The organism is Dickeya fangzhongdai, from assembly GCF_002812485.1.
GTDB lineage: Bacteria > Pseudomonadota > Gammaproteobacteria > Enterobacterales > Enterobacteriaceae > Dickeya > Dickeya fangzhongdai.
On sequence record NZ_CP025003.1, the window covers coordinates 4,010,766 to 4,036,511 of the forward strand.

23 protein-coding genes are annotated in these 25,746 nt (G+C 59.0%); 10 read left to right on the forward strand and 13 right to left on the reverse strand.

The window, feature by feature from the left end; genetic code table 11:
* Positions 1-83: 83 nt before the first annotated feature.
* The 3 genes from rlmB to nsrR form a co-directional block, all read right to left on the reverse strand.
* Positions 84-818, reverse strand: coding sequence for a 23S rRNA (guanosine(2251)-2'-O)-methyltransferase RlmB (gene rlmB, locus CVE23_RS17995; RefSeq protein WP_100850066.1), 735 nt, complete (start codon positions 816-818; stop codon positions 84-86).
* 90 nt (positions 819-908) lie between these two features.
* A complete protein-coding gene (rnr, locus tag CVE23_RS18000; RefSeq protein ID WP_038920104.1) occupies positions 909-3,386 on the reverse strand; it encodes a ribonuclease R in 2,478 nt (825 codons plus the stop codon).
* Between the two features lie 40 nt (positions 3,387-3,426).
* Positions 3,427-3,852, reverse strand: coding sequence for a nitric oxide-sensing transcriptional repressor NsrR (gene nsrR / locus CVE23_RS18005; RefSeq protein ID WP_038666099.1), 426 nt, complete (start codon positions 3,850-3,852; stop codon positions 3,427-3,429).
* 359 nt (positions 3,853-4,211) lie between these two features.
* Between nsrR and CVE23_RS18010 the strand changes: the two genes are divergently transcribed.
* The 3 genes from CVE23_RS18010 to codA all read left to right on the forward strand — a co-directional run bounded on the left by CVE23_RS18010 (position 4,212) and on the right by codA (position 8,269).
* Positions 4,212-5,798 carry a methyl-accepting chemotaxis protein gene (locus CVE23_RS18010; RefSeq protein WP_038920105.1) on the forward strand — a complete coding sequence of 529 codons (1,587 nt, stop codon included), beginning with the start codon at positions 4,212-4,214 and terminating at the stop codon, positions 5,796-5,798.
* A gap of 306 nt (positions 5,799-6,104) precedes the next feature.
* Positions 6,105-7,016 (forward strand): PucR family transcriptional regulator, encoded by a 912-nt coding sequence (locus CVE23_RS18015; RefSeq protein ID WP_100850067.1) that lies wholly within the window; start codon positions 6,105-6,107, stop codon positions 7,014-7,016.
* A gap of 2 nt (positions 7,017-7,018) precedes the next feature.
* Complete coding sequence (gene codA / locus CVE23_RS18020; protein WP_100850068.1) at positions 7,019-8,269, forward strand: cytosine deaminase; 1,251 nt, start codon at positions 7,019-7,021, stop codon at positions 8,267-8,269.
* 409 nt (positions 8,270-8,678) lie between these two features.
* Here the strand turns inward: codA and CVE23_RS18025 are convergent, their stop codons facing one another.
* From CVE23_RS18025 to CVE23_RS18045, 4 genes are all read right to left on the reverse strand, one after another.
* Positions 8,679-9,422 carry a hypothetical protein gene (locus tag CVE23_RS18025; protein ID WP_049853844.1) on the reverse strand — a complete coding sequence of 248 codons (744 nt, stop codon included), beginning with the start codon at positions 9,420-9,422 and terminating at the stop codon, positions 8,679-8,681.
* The gene (locus CVE23_RS18030; RefSeq protein ID WP_049853843.1) at positions 9,407-9,802 is read right to left on the reverse strand and encodes a hypothetical protein; all 396 of its coding nucleotides are present in this window, start codon (positions 9,800-9,802) and stop codon (positions 9,407-9,409) included. The genes CVE23_RS18025 and CVE23_RS18030 overlap by 16 nt, the downstream gene beginning before the upstream one ends.
* Positions 9,803-10,501: 699 nt before the next feature.
* Positions 10,502-10,693 (reverse strand): hypothetical protein, encoded by a 192-nt coding sequence (locus CVE23_RS18040; RefSeq protein ID WP_072093512.1) that lies wholly within the window; start codon positions 10,691-10,693, stop codon positions 10,502-10,504.
* Between the two features lie 147 nt (positions 10,694-10,840).
* A complete protein-coding gene (locus tag CVE23_RS18045; protein ID WP_100850069.1) occupies positions 10,841-11,854 on the reverse strand; it encodes a type IV pilus twitching motility protein PilT in 1,014 nt (337 codons plus the stop codon).
* 27 nt (positions 11,855-11,881) lie between these two features.
* On the opposite strand from CVE23_RS18045, the gene CVE23_RS18050 reads away from it, so the two are divergent.
* The 7 genes from CVE23_RS18050 (at position 11,882) to CVE23_RS18080 (ending at position 16,421) form a co-directional block, all read left to right on the forward strand.
* The gene (locus CVE23_RS18050; protein WP_100850494.1) at positions 11,882-12,595 is read left to right on the forward strand and encodes a YggS family pyridoxal phosphate-dependent enzyme; all 714 of its coding nucleotides are present in this window, start codon (positions 11,882-11,884) and stop codon (positions 12,593-12,595) included.
* A 33-nt stretch (positions 12,596-12,628) separates the two neighbouring features.
* Positions 12,629-13,450 (forward strand): pyrroline-5-carboxylate reductase, encoded by an 822-nt coding sequence (proC, locus tag CVE23_RS18055; protein ID WP_038920112.1) that lies wholly within the window; start codon positions 12,629-12,631, stop codon positions 13,448-13,450.
* 43 nt (positions 13,451-13,493) lie between these two features.
* A complete protein-coding gene (locus tag CVE23_RS18060) occupies positions 13,494-14,048 on the forward strand; it encodes a YggT family protein (protein ID WP_038920114.1) in 555 nt (184 codons plus the stop codon).
* A complete protein-coding gene (yggU, locus tag CVE23_RS18065) occupies positions 14,045-14,335 on the forward strand; it encodes a DUF167 family protein YggU (protein WP_100850070.1) in 291 nt (96 codons plus the stop codon). The genes CVE23_RS18060 and yggU overlap by 4 nt, the downstream gene beginning before the upstream one ends.
* A 100-nt stretch (positions 14,336-14,435) precedes the next feature.
* A complete protein-coding gene (locus CVE23_RS18070; protein WP_100850071.1) occupies positions 14,436-15,029 on the forward strand; it encodes an XTP/dITP diphosphatase in 594 nt (197 codons plus the stop codon).
* Complete coding sequence (hemW, locus tag CVE23_RS18075) at positions 15,022-16,161, forward strand: radical SAM family heme chaperone HemW (RefSeq protein WP_100850072.1); 1,140 nt, start codon at positions 15,022-15,024, stop codon at positions 16,159-16,161. The genes CVE23_RS18070 and hemW overlap by 8 nt, the downstream gene beginning before the upstream one ends.
* Before the next feature lie 131 nt (positions 16,162-16,292).
* Complete coding sequence (locus tag CVE23_RS18080; RefSeq protein WP_038666077.1) at positions 16,293-16,421, forward strand: entericidin A/B family lipoprotein; 129 nt, start codon at positions 16,293-16,295, stop codon at positions 16,419-16,421.
* 52 nt (positions 16,422-16,473) lie between these two features.
* Here CVE23_RS18080 and CVE23_RS18085 read toward each other — a convergent pair whose 3' ends face one another.
* The 6 genes from CVE23_RS18085 to CVE23_RS18110 form a co-directional block, all read right to left on the reverse strand.
* On the reverse strand, positions 16,474-16,929 hold the full coding sequence (locus tag CVE23_RS18085) for a GNAT family N-acetyltransferase (protein ID WP_038666075.1): 456 nt from the start codon (positions 16,927-16,929) through the stop codon (positions 16,474-16,476).
* Between the two features lie 9 nt (positions 16,930-16,938).
* Positions 16,939-18,186, reverse strand: coding sequence for a lysophospholipid transporter LplT (lplT, locus tag CVE23_RS18090; protein ID WP_100850073.1), 1,248 nt, complete (start codon positions 18,184-18,186; stop codon positions 16,939-16,941).
* Positions 18,183-20,381 (reverse strand): bifunctional acyl-ACP--phospholipid O-acyltransferase/long-chain-fatty-acid--ACP ligase, encoded by a 2,199-nt coding sequence (aas, locus tag CVE23_RS18095; RefSeq protein ID WP_100850074.1) that lies wholly within the window; start codon positions 20,379-20,381, stop codon positions 18,183-18,185. The genes lplT and aas overlap by 4 nt, the downstream gene beginning before the upstream one ends.
* A gap of 293 nt (positions 20,382-20,674) precedes the next feature.
* Positions 20,675-22,072 carry a glycoside hydrolase family 1 protein gene (locus tag CVE23_RS18100; protein WP_100850075.1) on the reverse strand — a complete coding sequence of 466 codons (1,398 nt, stop codon included), beginning with the start codon at positions 22,070-22,072 and terminating at the stop codon, positions 20,675-20,677.
* A 54-nt stretch (positions 22,073-22,126) separates the two neighbouring features.
* Complete coding sequence (locus CVE23_RS18105; RefSeq protein ID WP_100850076.1) at positions 22,127-23,617, reverse strand: glycoside hydrolase family 1 protein; 1,491 nt, start codon at positions 23,615-23,617, stop codon at positions 22,127-22,129.
* 16 nt (positions 23,618-23,633) lie between these two features.
* A complete protein-coding gene (locus CVE23_RS18110) occupies positions 23,634-25,532 on the reverse strand; it encodes a beta-glucoside-specific PTS transporter subunit IIABC (protein WP_100850077.1) in 1,899 nt (632 codons plus the stop codon).
* Positions 25,533-25,746: the final 214 nt, after the last annotated feature.

Here is a 25,746-nt window from a genome sequence, read left to right on the forward strand (position 1 = left end):
CAACAGGGCAACCTATCGCGGTTGCCCTGCCTGTCGGGAATCTTGTCTGACGCCCGTTCTCTTTTAGCGCGCCTGCGCCATGATTACGCCGAGCGCTGACGTACCGCCTCAAACAGGCAGATTCCGGTGGCGACCGACACGTTCAGCGACGACACGCTGCCCGCCATTGGAATGCTGATCAGTTCATCGCAGTGTTCGCGGGTCAGGCGACGCATCCCTTCCCCTTCCGCACCCATCACCAGCGCCAGCGGGCCGGTAAGTTTGCTCTGATACAGGGTGTGGTCCGCTTCGCCCGCCGTACCAACGATCCAGACGTTCTGCTCCTGCAGGAAACGCAGCGTGCGCGCCAGATTGGTCACACGAATCAGCGGTACGGTTTCCGCCGCGCCGCAGGCGACCTTTTTCGCGGTAGCGTTGAGTTGGGCAGACCGATCGCGCGGCACAATCACCGCGTGAACGCCCGCCGCATCGGCGCTGCGCAGGCAGGCTCCCAGGTTGTGCGGGTCGGTTACGCCATCCAATACCAGCAGGAACGGGGTATCCAGCGACGCCAGCAGCCCCGGCAGGTCGTTTTCCTGATACTGACGCCCCTCTTTCACCCGGGCGACAATGCCCTGATGCACCGCGCCTTCCACTTTGTCGTCCAGCCACTGGCGGTTAGCGACCTGTACCGTGATGCCGCTGGCTTCCAGCTCGGCGATCAACGGCTGCAGGCGGCGATCCTCACGCCCTTTAAGGGTGAACACTTCCAGAAAACGTTGGGGGTCTTGCTCCAGCAGCGCTTTCACCGCATGGATGCCGTAAATAATTTCGCTCATTACAACTCTTCAATAGTACGCTTCAAACAGGTTAACGGGGCAGCCGGCCCGGCTGCCCATGATACAGGTGCGATGGTCAGCCGACTTCCGTTATTCCGCCGGCGCCTTCTTTTTGCTGGCGCGTTTGGCGCGAGTGGCGGCAGCAATTTTACGCGTTTTTTCAGCGTTCTTTTGCGATTTAGCCGTCTTCTTCCTGCCGCCGGTTTTCGCTTTATCTTTATCCTTGCCCTTGCCGGCAGGCTGACGCTTGCCGTCACCGTCGCTGCGGAATGCGCTATCCGGCTCAAAGTTGGCGCGCTGCCCGGTACGACGACGACGCGGCGGTTTTGCGTCCGCTTCGCCGCCTTTCTTCGCCCGATCGCGCGCGGTTTTGCCTTCGCCGCGCACCTTACGGGTGGAAGACACCAGTGCGAAATCGATCTTGCGTTCATCCATATGCACGGCTTCAACGCGGATCTGCACTTCATCCCCCAGTCGGTACGTCTGACCACGGGATTCGCCGATCAAGCGCTGGCCGACATTGTCATAACGATAGTAGTCGTTATCCAGCGTGGAAACGTGAACCAGACCGTCGATAAACAGGTCGTTGAGGCGCACAAAGAAACCGAAACCGGTGACGCTGGAGATAATGCCGGTGAAGGCTTCACCGACATGATCCTGCATGAAGTCGCACTTCAGCCAGTCAGCCACGTCGCGCGTGGCTTCATCGGCCCGGCGTTCGGTCATCGAACAGTGTTCGCCCAGTTGCAGCATCTCGTTGAAATCCGAGTGCCAGCCGCCGCTGTGAGTCCAGCGCGCCTTACGGTCGCTGAGCAGGTACTTGATGGCGCGATGCAGCGACAGATCCGGGTAACGCCGAATCGGCGAGGTGAAATGCGCGTACGAAGTCAGCGCCAGGCCAAAGTGGCCGCGGTTTTCCGGGTCATACACCGCCTGTTTCATCGAACGCAGCAGCATGGTTTGCAGCATTTCGTGGTCCGGCCTGTCGGCGATGGAATCCATCAGTTCGGCGTAATCTTTCGGCTGCGGCTTCATGCCGCCTTTCAGCGTCAGCCCCAGTTCGCCAAGCACGCTGCGCAGCGCCAGCACGTGATCCTCGCTGGGTTGGTCATGCACGCGGAACAGCGCCGGCTCTTCGCTCTTCTCGACAAACTTCGCCGCCGAGATGTTGGCCAGAATCATGCACTCTTCAATCAGCTTGTGCGCGTCGTTGCGCACCACCGCTTCCACCCGCTCAATGCGGCGTTCGGCGTTAAAAATGAATTTGGCTTCTTCGGTTTCGAAAGCGATGCCGCCGCGCACCTCGCGGGCATGCTCCAGCACCTTGTACATCCGGTGCAGCTCTTCCAGCGGCGCCACCAGCGGCTGGTAATGCTCACGCAATGCCTCGTCGCCCTGCAGGATGCTCCACACCTTGGTATAAGTGAGACGGGCGTGAGAACTCATCACCGCCTCATAGAATTTATAGCCGGACAGTTTCCCCTGGGTGGAAACCGTCATTTCGCACACCATACACAGGCGGTCCACCTGCGGGTTGAGCGAACACAGCCCATTGGAAAGAACTTCCGGCAGCATCGGCACCACCTGCGACGGGAAGTAAACCGAAGTGCCGCGCGCACGGGCTTCATGGTCCAACGCCGTGCCGGGGCGTACGTAGTAGCTGACGTCGGCGATCGCCACCCACAGCCGCCAGCCGCCGCCGCGTTTCTTCTCGCAGTACACCGCATCGTCAAAATCGCGCGCGTCTTCGCCGTCGATGGTCACCAGCGGCAGGGAACGCAGATCCACCCGGCCTTTCTTGGCGTTTTCCGGCACCTCGTCCGTCAGGTCGCCCACCTGCTCTTCCACCTTGGGCGGCCAGCTGTGCGGAATTTCATGGGTACGCAGCGCGATATCCACCGCCAGCCCGGTGCCCATGTTGTCGCCGAGGATTTCCACGATCTTGCCGATAGCCTTGGTACGGCGAGTGGCGCGCTGGGTCAGTTCCACCACCACCACGGAGCCCATGCGGGCGCCGGCGATAAATTCCGGCGGGATCAGGATGTCGAAGCTCAGCCGGCTGTCGTCCGGCACCACGAAGCCGGTACCGGCCTCGGTGAAGTAACGTCCGACGATCTGGCTGGTGCGGGGCTCCAGAATACGCACGATGCGCCCTTCGCGGCGCCCTCTGCGGTCTTCGCCCAACGGCTGGGCCAGCACCACATCGCCGTGGATCACCGTCTTCATCTGTTCGGCGGAGAGGTAAAGATCGTCTTTGCGCCCTTCCACCCGCAGGAAGCCGTAGCCATCGCGGTGGCCGAGCACCGTGCCGCGCAGCAGATCCAGTTTTTCCGGCAGCGCGTAGCACTGGCGGCGGGTGAACACCAGTTGACCGTCGCGCTCCATAGCGCGCAGCCGGCGACGCAACGCTTCCAGTTGTTCATCATTGGTCAGTTGCAGGTCGGCGGCCAGTTCCTCACGGCTGATGGGGGTGTCCCGTTTTGCCAGATGCTCAAGAATGTACTCGCGGCTGGGGATGGGGAATTCGTATTTTTCTGCTTCACGTTCCAGAAACGGATCTTGTGACATTGCGGTTCCTCCGTTGTCATCAGCAGGCGGCTGAACAGGCTTATTCAACCAGAAGTAATTTATAGAGGGGCGGGTTTTCTTCCACCATATCGGCGAGCGTGTAATTATCCAGTTCTTTCAGGAAATTCTGTACAGCCTGCTGCAGCACCTGCTTCAGGCGGCAGGCGGAGGTGATATGACAAAATTCCTTGCTGCAGTTAACCAGCGACAACGGTTCCAGCTCTCGCACCACATCTCCGATGCGAATCGTGGACGCATCGCGGCCCAGCCGGATGCCGCCGTTTTTGCCACGCACTGCCATGACCAGCCCGGCGCGGCTCAGCTGATTAATGATCTTCACCATATGGTTACGTGAAACGCCATACACTTCAGTTACTTCTGAGATGCTGGTCATTTTGCCCTCCGGCAATGACGCCATATAAATCAGCGCCCTCAAACCATAATCTGTAAAACTTGTTAACTGCACAGAGACCTCTGGGTACCTTGCCGGACAGTCAGGCGACCGCCCCGAAAAACGCGGGCTGGAACCGGGATGGCGCTCGTTAGCCCTGGTTCGTGCCCGTCATGTTCATTTTTTATCAGCAGATGATAAACCAGTGATCAACGCCGGGCGAATTTATTTAGCGCTAACCGATCCTTTCCAAAGTGGAATTCCCCGAGTCCATGCATTTCCATTCACAAAAGATAAGAGAATCGTGCTTCCTAACATGCTGTTTCATCTGTTATGTTCTGAACAAAAATAACCCTACAACACCTTAACGTACGGCGAGCCCGGAATAGGCTCTGTCAGTGGTTTTTTGCTCTGCACACACTAGGAAATGAACCATGCGTTTGAAAAATCTCTCCATCCGCACCGGTCTGCTGACATTGCTGGCCGTCATCACCCTGTTGTTGCTGCTGGTCAGCGGTATGGGGATTCAGGCCATCAACAAGAGCCGCGCCTCCCTGACGGCGCTCAATCAGATTCAGGGAGAACAACTGGGCGCGTTGATGAATGGTTATAACCTGACGCTACGAGCCAGAGCCTCCGCCACGCTGGCGGTGCGCAAAATCGAAATCGGTTTGCTGGACGTCGGGGCCAAGGAAACCGAAAAGCTGGAAGGTTATGTACAACAATCGGAAAAAGAGATTCGCCAGTTCAGCAGCGTGGGAACCAATGGCGAACAGGAGCAGAAACTGGCGCAGCAGGTGTTAAAAAGTTATCAGGACTACCTGAATCAGGGACTAAAACCGATGTTGGACTCCCTGAAAAAGCAGTACACCGACGAATATTACACCTTGCTGGAAAACAACCTGACGCCCCTGAGCGACGCATTTGATAAATCCATCCAGAACTTCCGTAGCTACTCCCAGCAACTCTCCGAACAACATATCCAACAGGCCAATAACAACGAACGGATAATGCTGATGCTGATCGCGTTCGCCTGCCTGCTGTCGCTGCTGCTGGTACTGCTGGGTTGGCTGGCGCTGCGCCACATGCTGCTCAAACCGCTGGATCACGCCATTGAACAGCTGGAACACGTGGCCTCCGGCGATTTGACCCGCCGCATTACTCAGGGGGGCAACAATGAACTGGGCCGGCTGAGCGACGCCATCGAGCGCATGCAGCTGGCGCTGCTGGATTCGGTCAGTCAGGTGCGTGACGCCAGTCATCAGATCGATCAAGGCAGCCGCGAGTTGTTCAGCGGCAACCGCAATCTGGCGGAACGGACCGAAGAGTCGGTCGCGGCGCTGGAACAGACCGCCGCCAGCCTGGAAGAACTGAGCGCGACGGTTAAACGCAACGCCGACAACGCCGAGCTGGCGCATCAGTTGACCAATCAGGTTTCCGACACCACCGATCGCGGCAACGAATCCGTTAACTACGTGGTGGAAAAAATGCGTGAAATCGCCGCCAGCGCCAAACGAATCAGCGATATTCTCGGCGTTATCGACGGCATTGCCTTCCAGACCAATATTCTGGCCCTGAACGCGGCGGTGGAAGCGGCCCGCGCCGGCGAGCAAGGTAAAGGCTTCGCGGTGGTGGCAGGCGAAGTGCGGAGTCTGGCGCAGCACAGCGCTCAGGCGGCCAAAGAGATCCGCACCCTGATCCTGGATTCTCAGTCCCATGTGTCGGAAGGGTTGGACCTGGCTGCCAAAGCCGGTACCACCATGGACGACGTGGCGGAAGAGATCAACCGTATCACCAGCCTGATGAAAGAGATCTCCTACGCCTCTCAGGAACAGCATCGCGGCATCGAACAGGTGAATATCGCCTTCACCCAGATAGACAAAGTGGCCCAGCAAAACGCCTCGCTGGTCAAGGCTTCCGCCGACACCACCCAATCGCTGGAAGAGCAGTCTCGCCAGTTGGTGCAGGCGATGGCCATGTTCCGTATCGAAGACCACACCGCGCTGCTGCAGGCGCGCTGATTCTCATCCCCGCTTCGGCAGTGACCGGCCATCGGTCACTGCCTTTCCCGTCTAACCGAACGCTCAGCCTTTCCCAGCCCGGCAGATTCACGCTTTCAGTGCATAACACAGCATGACGCACAACAAACGGGCGCAGTATGCCTGTTTTCAGCGCCAAACCATGCAACCTGCACAGTGAGCCACGCCCTCGCCGCCCGGCTGCCGCTAACCGAAAAACCGGCACGCTCCTTGCTGTAACTCCAAGGACGTCATTCCACGGACATTGATTGCTGTTCCCCATGTCGGGGCAAAACCAGAGGGACCATCATGCCGGTATTTCATCACAGGAACCTGCCTCATCATCATACCGAAAGTGAGCAGGACAGGTGGCGAAGCGACTTTCTGCTCCAGTTGTTGACCTGCGATCATCCGGATCTGCCTCTCCTCCATCAGCGCGCCGCCAGGCTGCAATTGCCGCTGGACAGGCCCCATCGGGTAACGGCGTGGCGTCTGTCCGGTATGCCGACGCTGTTTTCCCCGTCTTATGCCGGCTGCCCGGAAGCGCAACTGCACGGAGCACGCCAGCAGTTGCAACAACAGCTACAGGAACTCATGTCGGAATACCTGCCGCCGGTCATGCTGGGCGACCTCTGTCTGCTGGCGCTGCCGGCCGACAGCCCGCTGCTGCGCCGCGGACATCAGGACTTCACCGCATTCCGTCAGGCTATCAACGCCGATATCGCGCCGCTGACGCTGTTTGGCGGGATTTCCGGCCCGATCAACGCGGCCGAGCACTATCGGCGCGGGCTGAGCGAAGCGCGGCAGGCGCTTAACGCAGCAGAAAGCATGCGCCCGGAAAAAGGCCTGTGCGACTACACTGATCTGGGGGTGTTGCAATTGCTGACTTCCGTCAGCGACCCGACATTGCTTACCCGCTTTATGCACGACGCGCTGGGTAATCTGGTGGAGAATAACCGCAAATCGCCCAATTTGCTGATTGAAACGCTGGATGCGGTATTGCAGGAAAACGGCAATCTGATCAAAGCCGCTGAGCGGCTGACAATCCATCGCAATACGCTGCATCAGCGCCTGCAACGTATTGAACAGCTGTCGGGCGGCGCGTTGAACGATCCGCTGTTTCGCCTCAACGCTTCCGTCGCGCTATTAGTCTGGCGCCTGTCTGGTTCACAGACGCAGGGAACCGCCATACCGTCGTTCAAGACAACCTCACAGGAGTGATTATGAAGATTATCAACGCCGCCCTGCGCCATCAGGCCGGGCTTCACACGCTGCAACTGCAGGACGGCCTGATTGCCGCGATGGTCCCCCAGCCCGCCATGCTGCCCGCCACGCCGGATACCATCGACGCCGCCGGGCAACTAGCGCTCCCGCCGCTGGTGGAACCGCATATTCACCTTGATGCCGTCCTGACCGCCGGCGAACCGGAATGGAACATGAGCGGCACGCTGTTTGAAGGCATTGAACGCTGGAGCCAGCGCAAGGCCGTCATCACCCACGAAGACACCAAGCGCCGGGCGCATACCGCCATCGGCATGTTGCGCGACCACGGCATCCAGCATGTGCGTACCCACGTCGATGTCACCGACCCGTCGCTGGCGGCGCTGGAAGCCATGCTGGAAGTTAAAGAAGAAGCGAAGGAGCTGATCGACCTGCAAATCGTCGCCTTCCCGCAGGAAGGCATCGAGTCGTACCCGGCAGGTCGCCAGTTGATGGAACGCGCCATCGCACTGGGCGCCGACGTAGTTGGCGGGATTCCCCATTTTGAGAACACCCGTGAACAGGGCGTCAGCTCGGTGAAATTCCTGATGGATCTGGCGGAACGCACCGGTTGTCTGGTGGACGTGCATTGCGACGAAACCGACGATCCGAACTCGCGTTTTCTGGAAGTGCTGGCGGAAGAAACGCGGGTGCGGAACATGGGTGCCCGCGTCACCGCCAGCCACACCGTGGCGATGGGTTCCTATGACAACGCCTACTGCTCAAAACTGTTCCGTCTGCTGCGCCGCTCGGGCATCAACTTCGTTTCCTGCCCGACCGAAAGCATCCACCTGCAAGGGCGCTTCGACACCTTTCCCAAACGTCGCGGCGTCACCCGGGTAGCCGAACTGGACCGTGCCGGCATGAACGTCTGCTTCGGGCAGGATTCGATCAAGGATCCCTGGTACCCGCTCGGCAACGGCAACATTCTGCGCATTCTCGACGCCGGGCTGCATATCTGCCACATGATGGGGTATCAGGATCTGCAGCGTTGTCTCGATTTCGTGACCGACAACAGCGCCAAAGCGCTGCATCTGGGCGATGGCTACGGCCTCGCCGTCGGCCGCCCGGCCAACCTGCTGATTCTGGATGCGGAAAACGACTACGAAGCGGTGCGGCGTCAGGCCAAGGCGCGCCTGTCGATACGCCACGGCAAGGTCATCATGCAGCGTGAACCGGAGCTGATTCGGTATCCGAACCGCCAACCTGATTAACGTCATCCACAATAAGCGTGACGAAGAGCTTATTGAAACAGGCTCTTCGCTGCGCCCGCACAGGAATGAGCTCATTCAATGCTATCATCAACCGTATTAGCTCACACCTGAACTGGTACGCTTACGGCACAGAGGTTGACCTAAGCTGGCAGGCAGCGTTGTGATAGGAGGGGACGTTATGAGCATCACGCAAGTTTTTCAAAAGGGCTCAGACCACACGAATATAATTCGTGGATTATCGCCAAACAAATGGAGAAAGAAATTGATACTAGAAAAATCTAAAGTGGAGACTAGTTTTATTCTACCATATATGGACGCACTGGGTGATGTAAGTGCTGATTCGATGCGGTTTGTGACCACATATCCGGCGGCCAAAACCTGCCGAAGCGGGTTATGCAATAACTTTTATTCAGGGAATGAAACCAATTCTCAGGCACGTACCGCGGGATATGATTAGCACAATGAATTTTTGCACCATGGCCTGAAGTTTATTTGGCTCCCAAGAGGAAATGTCAAACAGACGGCCTTTATTCCACGGTAAGAAACCGGTGTGTCTGCCAATCCCTTTCTCACCGAGAACGTCTTCAAACAATTTGCCCTTCTCGTTGTAGATCCGCACCTCACCAGCACGAACCATCGGGCCAGCCCAAATGCGCGCGCCAGGTATAGTCTGCATATCATCACAAACCAAATGCTCATACCAGTTAAGCAAGAACAGGTAAGTCCTGCTCATGATGCCCTTGTGATGATTTGTGGGCTGAATGTATGCCCCTGCAACTTGGAAACAGCCTACGGGCTGGCCACCCTCGACAAAGCTGTAGTTTCGAAGTCCAACCCGACCGACGGTGACATTCTGGGTCTGATCAATGATCCCTGAGCGAAAAAGCTCCTGAATAATGCCTTGCTCATCCAAACCATCGTCTTCATGGTCGAAAATGAGGTTGCTCAGCTCAGCGTCACTGATATGTGCGCCTACACACTCAATAAGAATGTACCGAACAATGTCATCTTCGGGATCGAGGATTTCATGCTCTGACACTTTGAAAAGAGATCTGGAGGCAAGAAGGAAACCAGAACGAACAAAAAGAGTGGCTCCGGTATGAGGCCACTCTCTTAAATCTTTGATGTAGGATTCTATCAGTGTAGGTGCCATTTCTCAGCAGAACCATTAGCTTTTCTGGTGCTTATAATTCTACCATTAGTATCGAAAAAACGACGAATAGAATGTTCAATAACCTCAACGAAGCCAGCTATTGCTTTAGCCAGCTCAGGGTATTGTTTTGCAGGTTTAACGATGAAACGAACACGATCACCGAGCAGGACTGCTTCGGCCAACGGCTTAACCGTAGCATCAGCGTTGTCCACATCATCCTTGAAGGTGATAATAAAGTGAAAGTCTTCAGGCGCGACCATACCTTCATTGTCGAGAGTGCGCACCTGGAGCAAATGCTGATTGAAGGTATGCGTGGCAATGATGCTGGTATGATCACGAATAGTCTGAATTGAACGCTTTTCGTTCAGTACATCATGCATGTGTCCACCTTAGCTGTGGGCGCTTTGGCCTCTACAGCGAAAACCGCGAGCGTTTCAGATGCTGCGGCCAACTAAACCGTGGGTGTAATCCACCTCTCCGGCGTTCTCCTGCAAGGGAGAAAAGGCTACGAGTATGCGTAGAACTTCATTTACTACTGACAGATTCGTCAACAGTTGGCTAAATTTACGTCATTAATCAAAAATGATCAAGCCACTGGTAAGTGTTTTATCCAGCAAACAAAGGGGATTTACTGGGTTGGCAATGCTAATCGTAGAGTTCTTCAGTCAGTGTATCTTTGGACTGACCCCACACCGGTAGACGATCCTGCCCTATAATAAGATTCATGAATCGCAGCAGCTTCGGAAGTCATTTTTGATAACAACTTCCGCTCCTCACTCAAAGCCGACTGTCAAATTTAACTGTTCGCTGCCAGAGAAAACTATCAGCCCAAGTTTGAGCTAATACACGATATAATGTTTTCAACAGTGAAGGGCAGTACGCACAAGGCTCGGAAGATCTGGTGCTGAAAAACAGGCTCGGTATTACCACCCCTGATGACATTGACGGTGCCGAATTAGTACTACTGGAAAAACTGTATCATTTCGTCTTTGAAGATCACTTTCCCGCCAACCAGCCACTCAGTCTCGACCTGATCAGGGCATGAAACGCGCTTTGGTGCCGATGACATACTGGGTTAATCAAGCACTAACGGGTGGGTGAACAGCCAAACTCAGGTAAGCGAACTTATCCCGCTGCTCGTCCAGTGAAGAAGCAATCATGCTGGAAGACTGGCCGGTTTCAATGGCTGTCGATGTCGCCACAGTACGGATGATTTGTTCGCGAGAAGGCATAACATACTGCTCATTCCGGTGCTTTTGGTTGACAGCCATATCGTCCTCCCCATGTTGGTCTGTTTATTATACATGCAACCTGGCATGAAGTAATCCTGTGCTGAAAGCAAAAGGAAACCCTCCCGATCTGTTTAGGCACATTGCCGCCCCGGCAACACACCATGACCTTCACTGGCATCCAGATTATTAACCGGCATTCATTTCAGGCCGCAGCCTCCCCTCCCGGCATCGCTGCTGGTAACTCTGTTCAAAGGTCTGCATGCCGACCTGGCCGCCGGTTTGCAGCAGGCTCGGCAACTGGTGGGTTTTACCTTCGCGGATCAGGTTGCTGACCGCCGGGGTGGCGAGCAGTACTTCAAACAGCGCCACGCGCCCGCCTTGCGCGCCCGGCAACAGTTTCTGCGCCACCACCGCCTGCAGACTGGCGGCCAGTTGCGTGCGAACAAACGCTTTCTCCTCGGCGGGAAAGACATCCACCAGCCGGTCCACCGACTGCACCGCCCGCCGGGTATGCAGCGTCGCCAGCACCAGATGACCGGTTTCCGCCGCCGTAAGCGCCAGCCGAATCGTCTCGCTGTCGCGCAACTCGCCGAGCAGCAGCACGTCCGGGTCTTCGCGCAGCGCCGCCCGCAGCGCACTGGCGAACGCATCGCTATGACGGCCAATCTCCCGCTGTTGAATCAGACAGCGTTGGCTGACATGCAGGAACTCAATCGGGTCTTCCAGCGTAATAATGTGGCGCGCACGGCGTTGATTGAGCGAGGCGATCATCGCCGCCAGCGTGGTGGATTTACCGCTGCCGGTCGCGCCGGTCACCAGAATCAGACCATCGGGACGATCGGCCAGCTCCGCTACCATCGGCGGCGCGCCCAGCGCCTGTAGATCCGGCTGATGTGACGGGATCAGGCGCAGCGCCGCCGACAGGCCGTGGCGCTGCATAAACAGATTGGCCCGTAACCGCTGACCCTCCGGCAGCGTCAGCGCGCAGTCGGTCTGCCCGCTTTGCCGCAGTTGCTGCTCGCAGGCTGGTTCCAGCCAGCTGCCGCACCACTGCTCCAGCTCGTCGTTGTGCAACGGCGGCTGCGCAGCATCCGCCACCAGTTGCCCGTCGATACGCCAAACCGGCGGATGACCGCTGCACAGGTGCAGATCGGACACATTCTGTTTTACACTAGACCGCACCCATTCACTCACATCCATTGATTGGCCTCCTGAACCATTATGACGATATCGACAGTCCAGCAAAATCTACAGGACGTCCGGCAGAGAATCTCGGCGGCGGCGGAACGTTGCGGGCGTGCGCCAGAAGAAATTACGCTGCTTGCCGTCAGCAAAACCAAACCTGTGAGCGCGATCGAAGCAGCCATTGCGGCCGGGCAGCGGGCATTTGGCGAAAACTATGTGCAGGAAGGGGTCGACAAGATTCGCCATTTTCAGACACATCGGCCGGATACGGCGCTGGAATGGCACTTTATCGGACCGTTGCAGTCGAATAAGAGCCGCCCGGTAGCGGAGCACTTCGACTGGTGCCACACCATCGATCGGCTGCGTATCGCCCAACGCCTGAGCGAACAGCGCCCGGCACATCTGCCGCCGCTCAACGTGCTGTTGCAGGTCAATATCAGCCAGGAAGAGAGCAAATCCGGCATTCTGGCCGGCGACCTGCCGGAACTGGCGGCCAGCGTGGCCCAGTTGCCGAACCTGCGGCTGCGCGGGCTGATGGCGATCCCCGCGCCGGAAACGGATCATGACCGTCAATTGGCGGTATTTCGCCAGATGACCGAACTTTTTCTGCAACTAAAAGCGGATTATGGCACTTTGGATACCCTGTCGATGGGCATGACCGACGACATGGCCGCCGCCATTGAGGCCGGCAGCACGCTGGTGCGGATCGGCACCGCGATTTTTGGCGCACGTGATTACCGTTCACCGGCCAGTTAACCTTAACGGACAGATGAGAACAGCGAGAATCTGATGGAACACCGTAAAATAGCCTTTATCGGCGCGGGCAATATGGCGCAGGCGATCATCGCCGGTCTGATGGCGGGCGGCTATCCGGCCAGCCAGGTCAGCGTCAGCGCGCCGTCCGCCACAAACCGGGACGTACTGGCCGCCCGTTATGGCGTTGCCAGCCTGAGCGACAATATCGCCAGCGCCCGCGATGCCGACGTTGTGGTGTTGGCGGTCAAACCGCAATTGATGGCGGACGTCTGCCAAACGCTGGCGCAGCAGGTGGATTTCAGCGGCAAACTGGTGTTGTCGATCGCCGCCGGCGTCAGCGTCGCCCGTTTCCGTCAGTTACTGGGCGATTCGCTCAACATCGTACGCATCATGCCCAACACCCCATCGCTGGTGGGCCAGGGCATGAGCGGGCTGTACGCGCCGGCGAACGTCGGCGAAGCCGATCGGGCGTTTGCCGCCGACCTGATGAAGAGCGTCGGTAAGCTGTGCTGGGTCGCCGACGAAGCGCAGATTAACGGCGTGATTGCCGCCGCCGGCAGCGCTCCCGCTTATTTCTTCCTGTTCATGGAAGCCATGCAGCAGGAAGCGATTCGTCAGGGCTTCGACGCCGACACCGCCCGGTTGCTGGTACAGCAGGCAGCCAGCGGCGCGGCGGCGCTGGTGGACGCCAGCCCGGACATCCCGCTGTCGACACTGCGGGAAAATGTGACCTCCAAAGGCGGCACCACCGCTGAAGCGCTGCGCGTGTTCAACGAGCGCCAGTTGGGCCAGATTGTCGCCGATGCTATGCAAGCCGCCGTACACCGTGCGAAGGAAATGGAATCGCTGTTCTGATTGCCGTCTGAAACATGATTTTTAATGAAGGAATAACCGTCTCATGCTGACCCTGACTTTTCTGGTCAAGACCCTGATTGACCTGTACGTGATGGTGTTATTGCTGCGCATCTGGATGCAGTGGGCGCGCAGTGATTTTTACAACCCGCTGGCGCAATTCGTGGTGAAGCTCACCCAGCCGATCATCGGGCCGCTACGCCGCATCATCCCGTCGCTGGGGCCGATCGACAGCGCCTCGCTGCTGCTGGCGTTTCTGCTCACCACGCTCAAGTATCCGTTACTGTTGCTGATTCAGGTCGGCTCGCTGTCGCTCAGCCCGATCAACCTGCTGGTGGGGCTGCTGGCGCTGGTCAAATCCGCCGGTTATCTGGTGTTCTGGGTGGTGATTATCCGTTCGTTGATGAGCTGGATAAGCCAAGGCCGCAGCCCGGTGGACTACATGCTGCATCAGTTGACTGAACCGCTGATGGGGCCGGTGCGCCGCATTCTGCCGTCGGCCGGCGGGCTGGATTTTTCGCCGATGGTGGTGATTCTGGTGCTGTACCTGTTGAACTATCTCGGCATGGATTTTTTCCCGGGGCTGTGGTTCCTGTTGTGAGTGCCGTCAGTCGTTGCGAAGACGGGCTGGTGATTCGGCTGTATATTCAGCCGAAAGCCAGCCGGGATCAGATTGTCGGGCTGCATGGCGACGAGCTTAAAGTCGCCATCACCGCACCGCCGGTGGACGGTCAGGCCAACGCTCACCTCATCAAATTTCTTGCCAAACAGTTTCGCGTCGCCAAAGGCATGGTGACCATCGAAAAGGGCGAGCTTGGGCGTCACAAACAGATTAGAATCGTCAACCCGCAAGCCATCCCGACCGATGTCGCGGAACTCATCTCCTGAAGTTATTCTTTGAACGGAATTTATTCTCTGAACAGAAGTGATTCCCTGAACGGAAGTGATTCCCTGAACAAATACCCTGAACAGATTGCAGGAACAACAGATGCAAAACGTGGTTTTAGCCACCGGCAACGCCGGTAAAGTGCGTGAACTCGCCGGTCTGCTGGCGGATTTCGGCCTCGACGTGGTAGCGCAAACCACGCTGGGGGTCGAATCCGCCGAGGAAACCGGTTTAACCTTTATCGAAAACGCCATTCTGAAAGCGCGCCACGCCGCGCGTGAAACCGGTCTGCCGGCCATCGCCGACGATTCAGGCCTGGCGGTGGACGCGCTGGGCGGCGCGCCGGGGATTTACTCCGCCCGCTACGCCGGGGAAGACGCCAGCGATCGGCAGAATCTGGACAAACTGCTGGCGGCGCTGGACAACGTGCCGGACGAGCAGCGTCGGGCCAGCTTCCACTGCGTGCTGGTGTATCTGCGCCACGCCGACGACCCGACGCCGCTGGTGTGCCACGGCAGCTGGCAGGGCGTCATCGCCCGCGCGCCGGTCGGCGAAGGCGGCTTCGGCTACGACCCGGTGTTTTTTGTGCCGTCAATCGGCAAAACCGCCGCCGAGCTGAGCTGCGAAGAGAAAAACGCCCTTTCCCACCGCGGTCAGGCGTTGCGTCAGCTGCTGGATGCCCTGCGACATGCTTAATCTGCCGCCGCTCAGCCTGTACATCCACATTCCCTGGTGCGTGCAGAAGTGCCCCTATTGCGACTTCAACTCCCACGCGCTGAAAGGCGAGGTGCCGCACGACGACTACGTGGCGCACCTGCTGGCGGATCTGGATGCCGACCTGCCGCTGGCGGGCGGACGCCCTCTGCACAGTATCTTTATCGGCGGCGGCACGCCGAGCCTGCTCAGCGCCGACGCGATGCAACAGTTGCTGGATGGCGTGCGCTCAAGGCTGTCCTTGCCGGCCGAGGCGGAAATCACTATGGAAGGCAATCCCGGTACGGTGGAAGCCGACCGCTTCAGCGGCTACCAGCGGGCAGGCATCAACCGGATTTCCATCGGCGTGCAGAGTTTCAGCCCGGATAAACTGACGCGGCTGGGCCGCATCCACGGTCCACAAGAGGCCAAACGCGCCGCCCGGCTGGCCGCCGGTCTGGGGCTGCGCAGTTTTAATCTCGACCTGATGCACGGGCTGCCGGAGCAATCGCTGGACGAAGCGCTGGACGATCTGCGTCAGGCCATCGCGCTCAATCCGCCGCACTTGTCCTGGTATCAGTTAACCATTGAGCCCAACACCCTGTTCGGTTCGCGCCCGCCGGTGCTGCCGGACGACGATGCGCTGTGGGACATTTTCGAGCAGGGTCACCGTTTGTTGAGCGACGCCGGGTATCAGCAGTATGAAACCTCGGCCTACGCCAAACCGGGTTACCAGTGCCAGCACAACCTCAATTACTGGCGTTTCGGCGATTATCTGGGCATCGGCTGCGGCGCTCACGGCAAAATCACCTTCGCCGACGGCAGTATTGTGCGCACGGTGAAAACCCGCCACCCACGCGGCTACATGCAGGGCAATTACCTGCAGCAACGCAGCGAGGTGGCGATGGCCGACCGGCCGTTCGAGTTCTTCATGAACCGTTTCCGGTTGCTGGAACCGGCGCCGCGCGCTGATTTCACCGCCTACACCGGACTGCCGGAAAGCGCCATCCGTCCGTACATCGACGCGGCGCTGGCGCAAGGCTACCTGACCGAAACCGGGCAGCACTGGCAGGTGACCGAACACGGCAAGCTGTTTCTCAACTCGTTGCTGGAGCTGTTTCTGGCGGAAGAATGAGTAGCTAAGAGACACGGTCGCAGCACAAAAATCCGGCTTAACCGACTGACGACACGTTGAATTCCGGCACGGGATTATGACAAAGTGAAGGCGGGATTTGCCCCGTTATACGCTATAAAAGGTAAACCACCATGAAAACGATCACCCTACTGGTTGCCACGCTATTTATGGCGACCGCATTGACCGGCTGCAACACCGCTCGCGGATTCGGTCAGGACGTTCAGAAACTCGGCAGTTCCATTTCCCATACCGCCAGTTGATCGGCGCCCCGCCTGCCGCACAGGCAGGCGGGTCACCTTTACAGAACCGTCATTACCCCGCCGTTCGCATCGGCACGTGGGGAATCCCATCCTCGTCGTAACCGTCGCCACAGACGGCAAAACCGAACTGTTGATAAAAATGCTGCAGGTGCGCCTGCGCGGACAAGTATTGCGCCCGCCCCGGCCAGTGTCGGGCACAGGCGGCCTGTGAATGCATCAACAACTGATGCCCCAACTGCTGACCGCGCGCGTCGGGCGCGACGACCACCCGGCCGATGGTTACGGCGTCCTGCCCGTCATGGGGCGCCAGCAATCGCGCGCAGGCGATCAACCTGCCGTTTTGCCAGGCGGTCACATGGCGGTTGCCGTCCACCAGATCCAGACCGTCCGGGTCCTGATAGGCGCACTGCTGCTCCACCACAAAGACCTGACTGCGCAGGCGCAAAATGTCGTATAGCGCATAAGGGTTCAGGTCTTTCACGCCCCAGTCATGCCAAATCAGACTCATCGCCGCTCCTTATTCGCCGTCAGCCGAATGGGTCGTTGCCGCCGGTTCAGGCCGACGCCGCCACTGGGTGACCTGTACCCAGACCCACAAACCGGCAATGGCCAGCGCAAACAGCACGCCGAAGCCGACGCCGATCGCCAGTACCGGCACGCCGACCTTCACCGCCAGCGAGTAGAGCGCCAGCATCAACAACATGGCGCCGTTTTCGCCCAGGTTCTGCACCGCAATGGCGTTGCCCGCCCCCACGCTTTCCCGGCCGCGTTCCTGCAACAGCGCATTGAGCGGCACGATGAAGAAGCCGCCCAGCGCCCCCAGCACCAGCAGGCAGGCGTAAGCGCTAATCAGGCTGTGTTGCAGGGTGAACACCACCACCATCACGCCGATCAATACCCCGGCGGGCAGGCAGCGTCGCACGGTTTTCAGCGTGACCAGCTTACCGGCCGCCGTCGCACCGACCACAATCCCCACCGCCACCATGGCGTTGAGCAGCGTCGGCGTCGAATTGTCGTTGATGCCCAGCGCCAGCGGCACCCACAGCACCAGCAGGAAACGCAGCGTCACGCCCGCCCCCCAGAACATGCCGGTGCCGACCAGTGAAAAACGGGTTTCGCCGTTGCGCCACAGCACGCGGCAGGCGTCAAAGAACGAGCGGGTCATGCGCGCCGGGCGCCAGGACGCGCCGGGGCGCGCCGCCGCCAGTTTCGGAATCAACAGGTTGGCGGCCAGCGCGATGCCATAAGCCAGCGCACACACCGCCAGCGCGCCGTAGATATGCCAGTCGGCCAGCACGCCGCCCACCACCGATCCGGTGAGAATGGCGGCGATGGTGGACGCTTCCATCAGGCCGTTGGCTTTCACCAGCTGATCGCCGCGGGTGATTTCGCCCAGAATGCCGTACTTGGCCGGGGAATAGGCCGCCGCGCCCAACCCCACCAGCGTGTAGCCCAGAAACGGATTGCCGCCCAGGCAGATCAGCAACGCGCCGGCCAGCTTCAGGGCGTTGGCGAACATCATCACCCGCCCTTTGGCGAAACTGTCGGCGAACTGGCCGACAAACGGCGCCAGCACGATATAGGCGGCGACAAACCCCATCTGCAGGAAAGGCTGGCTCCAGTCGGGGTAAGCCAACGATTTCACCAGCGCCAGCGTAGCGAACAGCAGCGCGTTATCGCCGAAGGCGGAGAAAAACTGCGCCACCATCACCGCGTTCATGCCGCGGGAAAACAGCGATGACGAGGGAGAAATCTGATTACTCATGCATCATGCTCCGGTTGTTCCCCGGTTTCCTCCGCCGCCTCACCGACGGGCTGTTCCGCCAGTTGGCGCAGCGTGACGAAGTCCGGTTTGCCGCTGCCCAGCAACGGCAGCTCTTTCAGGTAACGGATATCGCGCGGCACCGCCAGTTCCGGCATGCCGCTCTGGCGCGCCTGCGTCAGCAAGCTGTCGCGGGTAAGACCGGCATCGGTGGTAAACAGCACCAGCGCCTCCCCTTTGCTGCTGTCGCTGCGGGCGCTGGCGGCGTGCTGCGCCTGCGACGATACCTGATTCGCCAGTTGCTCCACGCTCTCCAGCGACACCATTTCCCCGGCCAGCTTGGCGAAGCGCTTAACGCGGCCGACGATGGTGCAGAAGCCCTGTTCATCCAGATCGACGATGTCGCCGGTGTCGTACCAGTTCGCTTCACGCTGCCCCAGCGCGTTTTCCGCCGCGGGCAACTCCAGCTCGCCGGGATTTTCCACCCGCAGATAGCCTTTCATCACGTTCGGCCCGCGCAGTTGCAGACGGCCGCCGTGATGGATGCCCGGCACCGGAATCAACCGCGACTCGATGCCCGGCAACAGCCGGCCGACGGAATGCAGTTTGCAAGCCATCGGCACGTTGATCGCCACCACCGGCGCGCACTCGGTCACGCCGTAGCCTTCCAGAATGCGGATGCCGAATTTGTCCTGCCATACGGTCCGCACCCGTTCGGACAGTTTTTCCGCCCCGGCAACCACGTAGCGCAGGCGGGCGAAATCGTACGGATGGGCGAAGCGCGCATAGTGCCCGAGGAAGGTGGAGGTGCCGAACAGCACCGTGCAGTTGCGGTCATACACCAGCTCCGGCACGATGCGGTAATGCAACGGACTCGGGTAGAGGAACACCCGCGCGCCGGTCATCAGCGGCGTCAGCAGCCCCACCGTCAGCCCGAAGGCGTGGAACAGCGGCAGAGCCGACATAAAACGGTCGCGCGGCGTGAAATCGGCCACGGTGCGGATCTGCTCCACGTTGGCCGTCAGGCTGTTGTGGGTATGCACCACCCCTTTCGGGTTGCCTTCCGAGCCGGAGGTAAACAGGATGATCGCCGCGTCGTCCGACTGTTGCGGGCGCATGGCGCGCGTCGGGAACAGCAGGTGGAACAGGATCCACAGTTTGTCCGACAGCGTAACGGTATCCTTCAAATCTTCCAGATAGACCCAGTTAGCCTCTTTCACCTGCTGCGGCAGGTAGGTCAACTTGCCTTTCTCCAGAAACTGCCGCGAGGTGACGATGGTTTTAATCCGCGCCGCGGTCATCGCGCTCTGAATCCCTTTCGCCCCGGAAGTATAGTTGAGCATTGCCGGCACCCGGCTGCCGAGCGACGCGCCGAGGATCGCGGCGGCGGTAACGGTGGCGTTGGGCAGCAGCAACCCGACATGTTCGCGCTCGCCGGTAAAGCGCTGCAAAATGCGCGACACCCCGAGCGATTTTTTCAGCAATCCGTGGTAGCTGTCTTCCTTCAGGTTGATGTCTTCAATGCACGGCGAGTGGTAGCCGTAACGGGCGCAGGCAGCCAGAAAGGCTTCATATAACGTATGGTGCGGGCGCACCGCCATGCGTGCGTCCATCATGATGCGATGCAACGCTTCTCCCGCCAGCTCGCGGCGTTCGCGCGCCGAAGACGCCACCGGCATCGGCAGCTGGGCCGGCGGTAAAAAATGGAGGGAAATCTGTGGAAACAGACGGCGACGCAACACGCCGCCCAGGCGGCCGAAATGGGTGAACTCCGGTCCTTCGATACGCACCGGCACCACCGTTGCGCCAGCGCGGGCGGCCACAAACGCCGCGCCGCTGTAAATCTTCATCAGTGAACCGGTGACGGAGATACGCCCCTCCGGGAACACCACCACCGGGCGACCCTGCTCCACCAACCGGATCAACTGTTTAATCGCCAGCGGTTTGGTCGGGTCCAGCGGCAAAAAATCAATATACGGTTTCAGCCAGCGCATGAACCAGCGGTCGGTGATGCTGGAATAGACGGCGAACACCGGTTTGCTTTGCACCGGCAGAAACAGCGCCATCAACATGCCATCAAGGAATGAAACGTGGTTTGGGGTAATCAATATCTTTGACTGCCGGAAACTGCTTTCATCACCCGTGATCTGAATGCGGTACAGATGCTTCAGCACCCAGCGTAAAAAGGTATAAATCATCCCACCTCCCTATGTGTAAACAGTAACCCAGTCCGGTTTGGACCCACATACCGCCGATGGTTCATGGTCGCTCGCTCCCATCGATTGTTCACTTTCGCCGTCGGCATAACCGCGACGTCGGGATAGCGCGCGCCCCCCCCCATCAACGGGTTCACCATACCATAAACCGCACCAACATTAGCGATGAAAACACCGCCGGAATCAGCGGCAATAGGGAGTAAAAAAACGGCCGAAAATCATCAGACTGCGGCGGGGAAAGATCGGGCGGGTGCGGCCCGCCCAGGGGAAAGGGGTTACAGCACTTCGCCGTTACTGGCGATCACCTGCCGGTACCAGTCAAAGCTCTTTTTCTTACGGCGCGCCAGCGTGCCGTGGCCGTCATTGTCTTTATCCACGTAGATAAAACCGTAGCGCTTTTTCATCTCGCCGGTGCCGGCGCTGACGATATCAATCGGTCCCCACCAGGTGTACCCCATGATGTCGCAGCCATCGGCAATCGCCTGCGCCACCTCGTGCAGATGCTGTTGCCCATAGCGAATGCGGTCGTCATCGTTGATGACGCCGTTGGCGTCCGGCACATCCACCCCGCCGAAGCCGTTTTCGACAATAAACAGCGGCTTTTCATAGCGATCCGCCAGTTCGTTACACACCAGCCGCAAACCTTTGGCGTCAATCGGCCAGCCCCAGTCGGTGCTTTGCAGATACGGATTTTCCTTGCCGATCACCCCGCCGGTATCCGCCAGCACCGGCATACCGGCCTGATAGGTGGCGCTACGGTAATAGCTGAACCCGAGGTAGTCGGACGGATGCGCCGCCAGCAACGCCAGATCGCCCGCTTCCATCGCCAGTTCAATGCCATGTTCGCGCCACATCCGCTGACTGTAAGCCGGGTAGCGACCGCGCATCATCACATCGGCGTAAAACAGCGAGCGACGCCGCATCTGCATCGTTTCGAACACGTCATCCGGGCGGCAACTGTGCGGATAAACGGTGCTCAGCGACAACATGCAGCCGATGCGAGCGTCCGGAATTAGCTGGTGACACAGCTGGTTAGCCAGCGCGTTGGCGACAAACATGTGATGGCTGGCCTGATAAATCACCGCCAGCCGTTCCTCCGTCCCCGGCTGCACCGCGCCGGTGGCGAACGGGATGCGGTTCATGTTGTTCAGTTCGTTGAACGTCATCCAGTACTTCACCTTGTGCCGGTAACGGCGAAACACCGTGTCGCAATAGCGGACGAAATACTCCACCAGTTTACGGTTGTGCCAGCCGCCGTAGCGCTGGTACAACGCCAGCGGCGTTTCATAGTGCGACAGGGTAATCACCGGCTGGATGCCGTACTTCAATAGTTCGTCAAACAACTGGTCGTAGAAACGCAGCCCCGCTTCGTTGGGCTGCGTCTCATCCCCCTGCGGGAAAATACGCGACCAGGCGATCGAGGTACGAAAGCATTTGAACCCCATTTCAGCGAACAGGGCGATGTCGTCCCGGTAGCGGTGATAGAAATCGATCGCATCGTGGCTGGGGTAGTAACTTGCGGGGTCGACGGCCGTATCCGGTTTGCCCGCCACGATGCCGCCGCGTACCACATCGGCAATCGACGGCCCTTTGCCGTCCTCATTCCAGGCGCCTTCCGCCTGATTGGCGGCAATCGCGCCGCCCCATAAAAACCCTTGCGGGAAACGAGCCATGATCACTCCTTACATGTCCGGTAAAGCCGACGGCCCGCGCCGCCGGCGTCTGGGTCAGTCGAGGTCCGCGCCGTTGGAGGCGATCAATTTTCGATACCAGTAGAAGCTCTTCTTGCGCGAGCGCTGCTGGGTGCCGTGGCCGTCGTCGTCCTGATCGACGTAAATAAAGCCGTAGCGCTTGGAGATTTGCGAGGTGCCGGCGCTGACCACGTCGATCGGCCCCCACCAGGTGTAGCCGAACAGTTTGACGCCGTCCGCCAGCGCTTCCTTCATTTGTTCCACATGTTGACGCAGGTATTCGATGCGGTAGTCATCGTCGATTGAACCGTCCGGATTGACGCTATCCACCGCGCCCAGCCCGTTTTCGGCGATGAACAGCGGTTTCTGATAGCGGTCATACAGCTGGTTGAGCGCCAGCCGCAACCCTTTCGGGTCAATCTGCCAGCCCCATTCGCTGGTGGGCAGATAGGGATTGCGGATGCCGCCGGTGATCAGGTTGCCGGTCGCGCCTTCCAGCTTTTCCGGGTGGGCGCTGACGGTGCTGGACATGTAGTAGCTAAACGACACGTAATCCACCGGGTACTGCCGCAGGATCTCGTCGTCCCCCTGTTCCTTGTTCAGCACCACGCCTTTTTCCGCCAGCATACGGTCGGTATAGGCCGGGTAGTAACCGCGTGCCTGCACGTCGCTGAAGAACAGCGATACCCGCTGCGCTTCCTCGCAGGCCTGCAGATCGTCCGGGTGACAGGTGTTGGGATAAAGGATCTGGTAGCTGATCATACAGCCGACCTGCGAACTGGGAATGATCTGATGACAGGCTTTGGTCGCCAGCGCGCTGGCGATAAACTGATGGTGCACGCCCTGATACTTGTCCTGCTCCAGATGCGGATTGTCTTCTTCGATCACCCCGACGCTGACGTAGGGGTGATGTTTGACGCAGTTGATCTCGTTGAAGGTCATCCAGTATTTGACCTTGTGCCGATAGCGCTCGAATACCGTGGTGGCGAAACGCACGTAAAAATCGACCAGCTTACGATTGGGCCAGCCGCCGTATTCGGTAACCAGACACAGCGGCATCTCGTAGTGGGACAACGACACAATCGGCTGAATGTTGTGCGCCAGCAGGGCATCAAGCACCCGGTCGTAAAACGCCAGCCCATCTTCATTCGGTTCGGTTTCGTCGCCGCGCGGAAAAATGCGCGTCCAGGCGATCGACATACGAAAGCACTTGAAGCCCATCTCGGCGAACAGCGCGATATCTTCCTTGTAGTGGTAATAAAAGCCGTTGCCCTTACGTTTTGGATAGTACTTTTTACTGTGCGGGTCCTGCGCGTCCGCCACCTGCTGGTGGGTCATAAACAGCCACTGATCCAGCCAGCGTTCTTTGGGCGTGCGGCTGTCAAAGGTATACACGTCCGATACCGACAGCCCTTTGCCGCCCACGTTCCAGGCGCCTTCCAGTTGGTTGGCGGCCGTCGCGCCGCCCCACAGAAAATCCGGTGGAAAAGCGTTTAAATCCGATGGATACGTTTTTGATACGCTCATGCTTGTTTCCTCTCCCTCAGGCCGCCGCAGCGGTCAGTTTCATCAAGGCGTCGCGCGAGTGGACGTCGCCATTCAGCAACGGGCTCACTTCGCCATAACATTCGGTATTGGTGACGATCACGATTACGCTGGGGTCGATGCCTTCCGCCAGCAGCGCCGGCAGGTCGAAGCTCACCAGCGGTTCACCGACTTCCACTATCTGCCCGGGCTGGGCGTGACGGATAAAGTGGCGGCCGCCGAGTTTGACGGTGTCGATGCCGATGTGGATCAGCACCTCGGCGCCGGTGTCGCTTTTGAGCGTCAGCGCGTGGTGGGTGTCGAATATCGACTCGATGCGCCCATTGACTGGCGACAGCAGTTCGCCGTTTTCCGGGTAGATGGCGATCCCCTTGCCAAATACCTCCCCGGCAAATACCGGGTCGCTGAGGCTCTCCAGCGCCACCACCCGACCGGCCACCGGCGCGAACAGTTTTTCGTTATGCAATAGCTGTTCGTTATGCTCGCTCAGCGCCACCGGCGCGGCCGGCATCACCGTCTGCTCTTCATGCGGCGTGGCGGCTTTTCCCACGTTCTCTTCAAATCCGAGTAAGCAGGTCATCACCGTTGCCGTGGTGAACGAAATCGCCATGCTGGCCAGCGCGTACAGGAAGGTCGGCCCCACCAGCGCGGGCAACCCCGGCAGCCCGCTCAAGGCAAAGGCGTAGGTCTTCACCCCGAAAAACATGGCGAACGCGCCGCCGCAGGCGCCGCCAATCAGCGCGGCGGCGAACGGGCGTTTGAAACGGATATTGACGCCGTACATCGCCGGCTCGGTGATGCCCATAGTGGCGGTCAGGCTGGTGGACAACGCCAGCGACTTGGTTTTCTTGTCGCGGGCGCGCAGGAACACGCCGAACGCCGCCCCCGCCTGCCCCATGTTGGCGATATAGAAGATGATCTTGAACGGATCGAACCCCATCTTGCTGATGTTGTTGATCATGATGGGGATCAGCACATAGTGCATGCCGGTGATGATGATCATCGACAGCGTGCCGCCCAGAATCAGCCCGGCGAGAATGCCCATGTTGTCCACCAGCCAGACGATACCGGTGGAAAGATGGTTTCCGACGATGATGCCGAGCGGGCCGATGGCGATCAGCATGACTGGCGCGACGATCAGCAACGTCAGCAGCGGCACGAACATGGTTTTCAGCGCGCCGGGCATGATGCGGTCGACGCGGCGCTCCACCCAGGACATCAGCCACACCGCCAGCAGAATCGGGATCACCGACGAAGCGTAAGACACCGGCGATACCGGCAGCCCGAGGAAGGTAATCTCGCCGCCGCCTTGAAACAGCTTGGTCAGAGTGGGATGCAGCAACGTAGCCGCCAGCGCCACCGCCACATACGGATTACAGCCAAACTTGTGGGCGGCGCTGAACGCCAGCACCAGCGGCATAAAGTAGAAAATACCGTCGCTGATGGCGGACAGAATCAGGTAGGTTTGGTTGGTGTTGGATACCCAGTGCAGCGCCACCAGCAGCGACAGGATCCCTTTGAGGATACCGGCGCCGGCAATGGCCGGGATCACCGGCGAGAAGATGCTGGAAAACGCCTCCAGCAGCGCCGAGATAGGGTGTCGCGGCCGCCCGGCCTCCGGGGCGTCGGCGGTCTGGCTCGCCAGCAGCGGAAACTGCCGGATCAACGCGCGGTAGACATCCGCCACGTCGTTGCCGATGATCACCTGAAACTGTTCGCCGGCGACATTAATACCAATTACCCCGTCTAATGCTTCCAGCTGGGCGCGATCGATACGTTGCGCTTGATGCAAATAAAAACGCAATCGGGTAATACAATGAAAAACCTGTCGGATATTTCCTTCCCCCCCGACAAGCGCCACAATGTTCTTTGCCGTCTCCTGATAATTAACTGACATAACAATTCCTCTTTCCAGAAAGAAATCTTACGATTTCTGCAACAACCGCACGGTATTTACCGTGGCGCCTTGTTCCTCTGGGGTTTGCCTGCGTCAGCGGATATCGCCTCGTCTCCGACGAATCGCCACTGCCAGTAACAAGCCTATTCGGAATGATTTATACCCTTTATACTTCAAGTTGCCGGTGTGTTGGCTGCCCTCATTCACCCCGGTC

Coding starts and splice junctions, on each gene's coding strand:
- rlmB (WP_100850066.1), bottom strand. CDS start 818: ATGAGCGAAATTATTTACGGCATCCATGCGGTGAAAGCGCTGCTGGAG.
- rnr (WP_038920104.1), bottom strand. CDS start 3,386: ATGTCACAAGATCCGTTTCTGGAACGTGAAGCAGAAAAATACGAATTC.
- CVE23_RS18010 (WP_038920105.1), top strand. CDS start 4,212: ATGCGTTTGAAAAATCTCTCCATCCGCACCGGTCTGCTGACATTGCTG.
- CVE23_RS18015 (WP_100850067.1), top strand. CDS start 6,105: ATGCCGGTATTTCATCACAGGAACCTGCCTCATCATCATACCGAAAGT.
- codA (WP_100850068.1), top strand. CDS start 7,019: ATGAAGATTATCAACGCCGCCCTGCGCCATCAGGCCGGGCTTCACACG.
- CVE23_RS18025 (WP_049853844.1), bottom strand. CDS start 9,422: ATGGCACCTACACTGATAGAATCCTACATCAAAGATTTAAGAGAGTGG.
- CVE23_RS18030 (WP_049853843.1), bottom strand. CDS start 9,802: ATGCATGATGTACTGAACGAAAAGCGTTCAATTCAGACTATTCGTGAT.
- CVE23_RS18040 (WP_072093512.1), bottom strand. CDS start 10,693: ATGGCTGTCAACCAAAAGCACCGGAATGAGCAGTATGTTATGCCTTCT.
- CVE23_RS18045 (WP_100850069.1), bottom strand. CDS start 11,854: ATGGATGTGAGTGAATGGGTGCGGTCTAGTGTAAAACAGAATGTGTCC.
- proC (WP_038920112.1), top strand. CDS start 12,629: ATGGAACACCGTAAAATAGCCTTTATCGGCGCGGGCAATATGGCGCAG.
- CVE23_RS18060 (WP_038920114.1), top strand. CDS start 13,494: ATGCTGACCCTGACTTTTCTGGTCAAGACCCTGATTGACCTGTACGTG.
- CVE23_RS18070 (WP_100850071.1), top strand. CDS start 14,436: ATGCAAAACGTGGTTTTAGCCACCGGCAACGCCGGTAAAGTGCGTGAA.
- hemW (WP_100850072.1), top strand. CDS start 15,022: ATGCTTAATCTGCCGCCGCTCAGCCTGTACATCCACATTCCCTGGTGC.
- CVE23_RS18080 (WP_038666077.1), top strand. CDS start 16,293: ATGAAAACGATCACCCTACTGGTTGCCACGCTATTTATGGCGACCGCA.
- CVE23_RS18085 (WP_038666075.1), bottom strand. CDS start 16,929: ATGAGTCTGATTTGGCATGACTGGGGCGTGAAAGACCTGAACCCTTAT.
- lplT (WP_100850073.1), bottom strand. CDS start 18,186: ATGAGTAATCAGATTTCTCCCTCGTCATCGCTGTTTTCCCGCGGCATG.
- aas (WP_100850074.1), bottom strand. CDS start 20,381: ATGATTTATACCTTTTTACGCTGGGTGCTGAAGCATCTGTACCGCATT.
- CVE23_RS18100 (WP_100850075.1), bottom strand. CDS start 22,072: ATGGCTCGTTTCCCGCAAGGGTTTTTATGGGGCGGCGCGATTGCCGCC.
- CVE23_RS18105 (WP_100850076.1), bottom strand. CDS start 23,617: ATGAGCGTATCAAAAACGTATCCATCGGATTTAAACGCTTTTCCACCG.
- CVE23_RS18110 (WP_100850077.1), bottom strand. CDS start 25,532: ATGTCAGTTAATTATCAGGAGACGGCAAAGAACATTGTGGCGCTTGTC.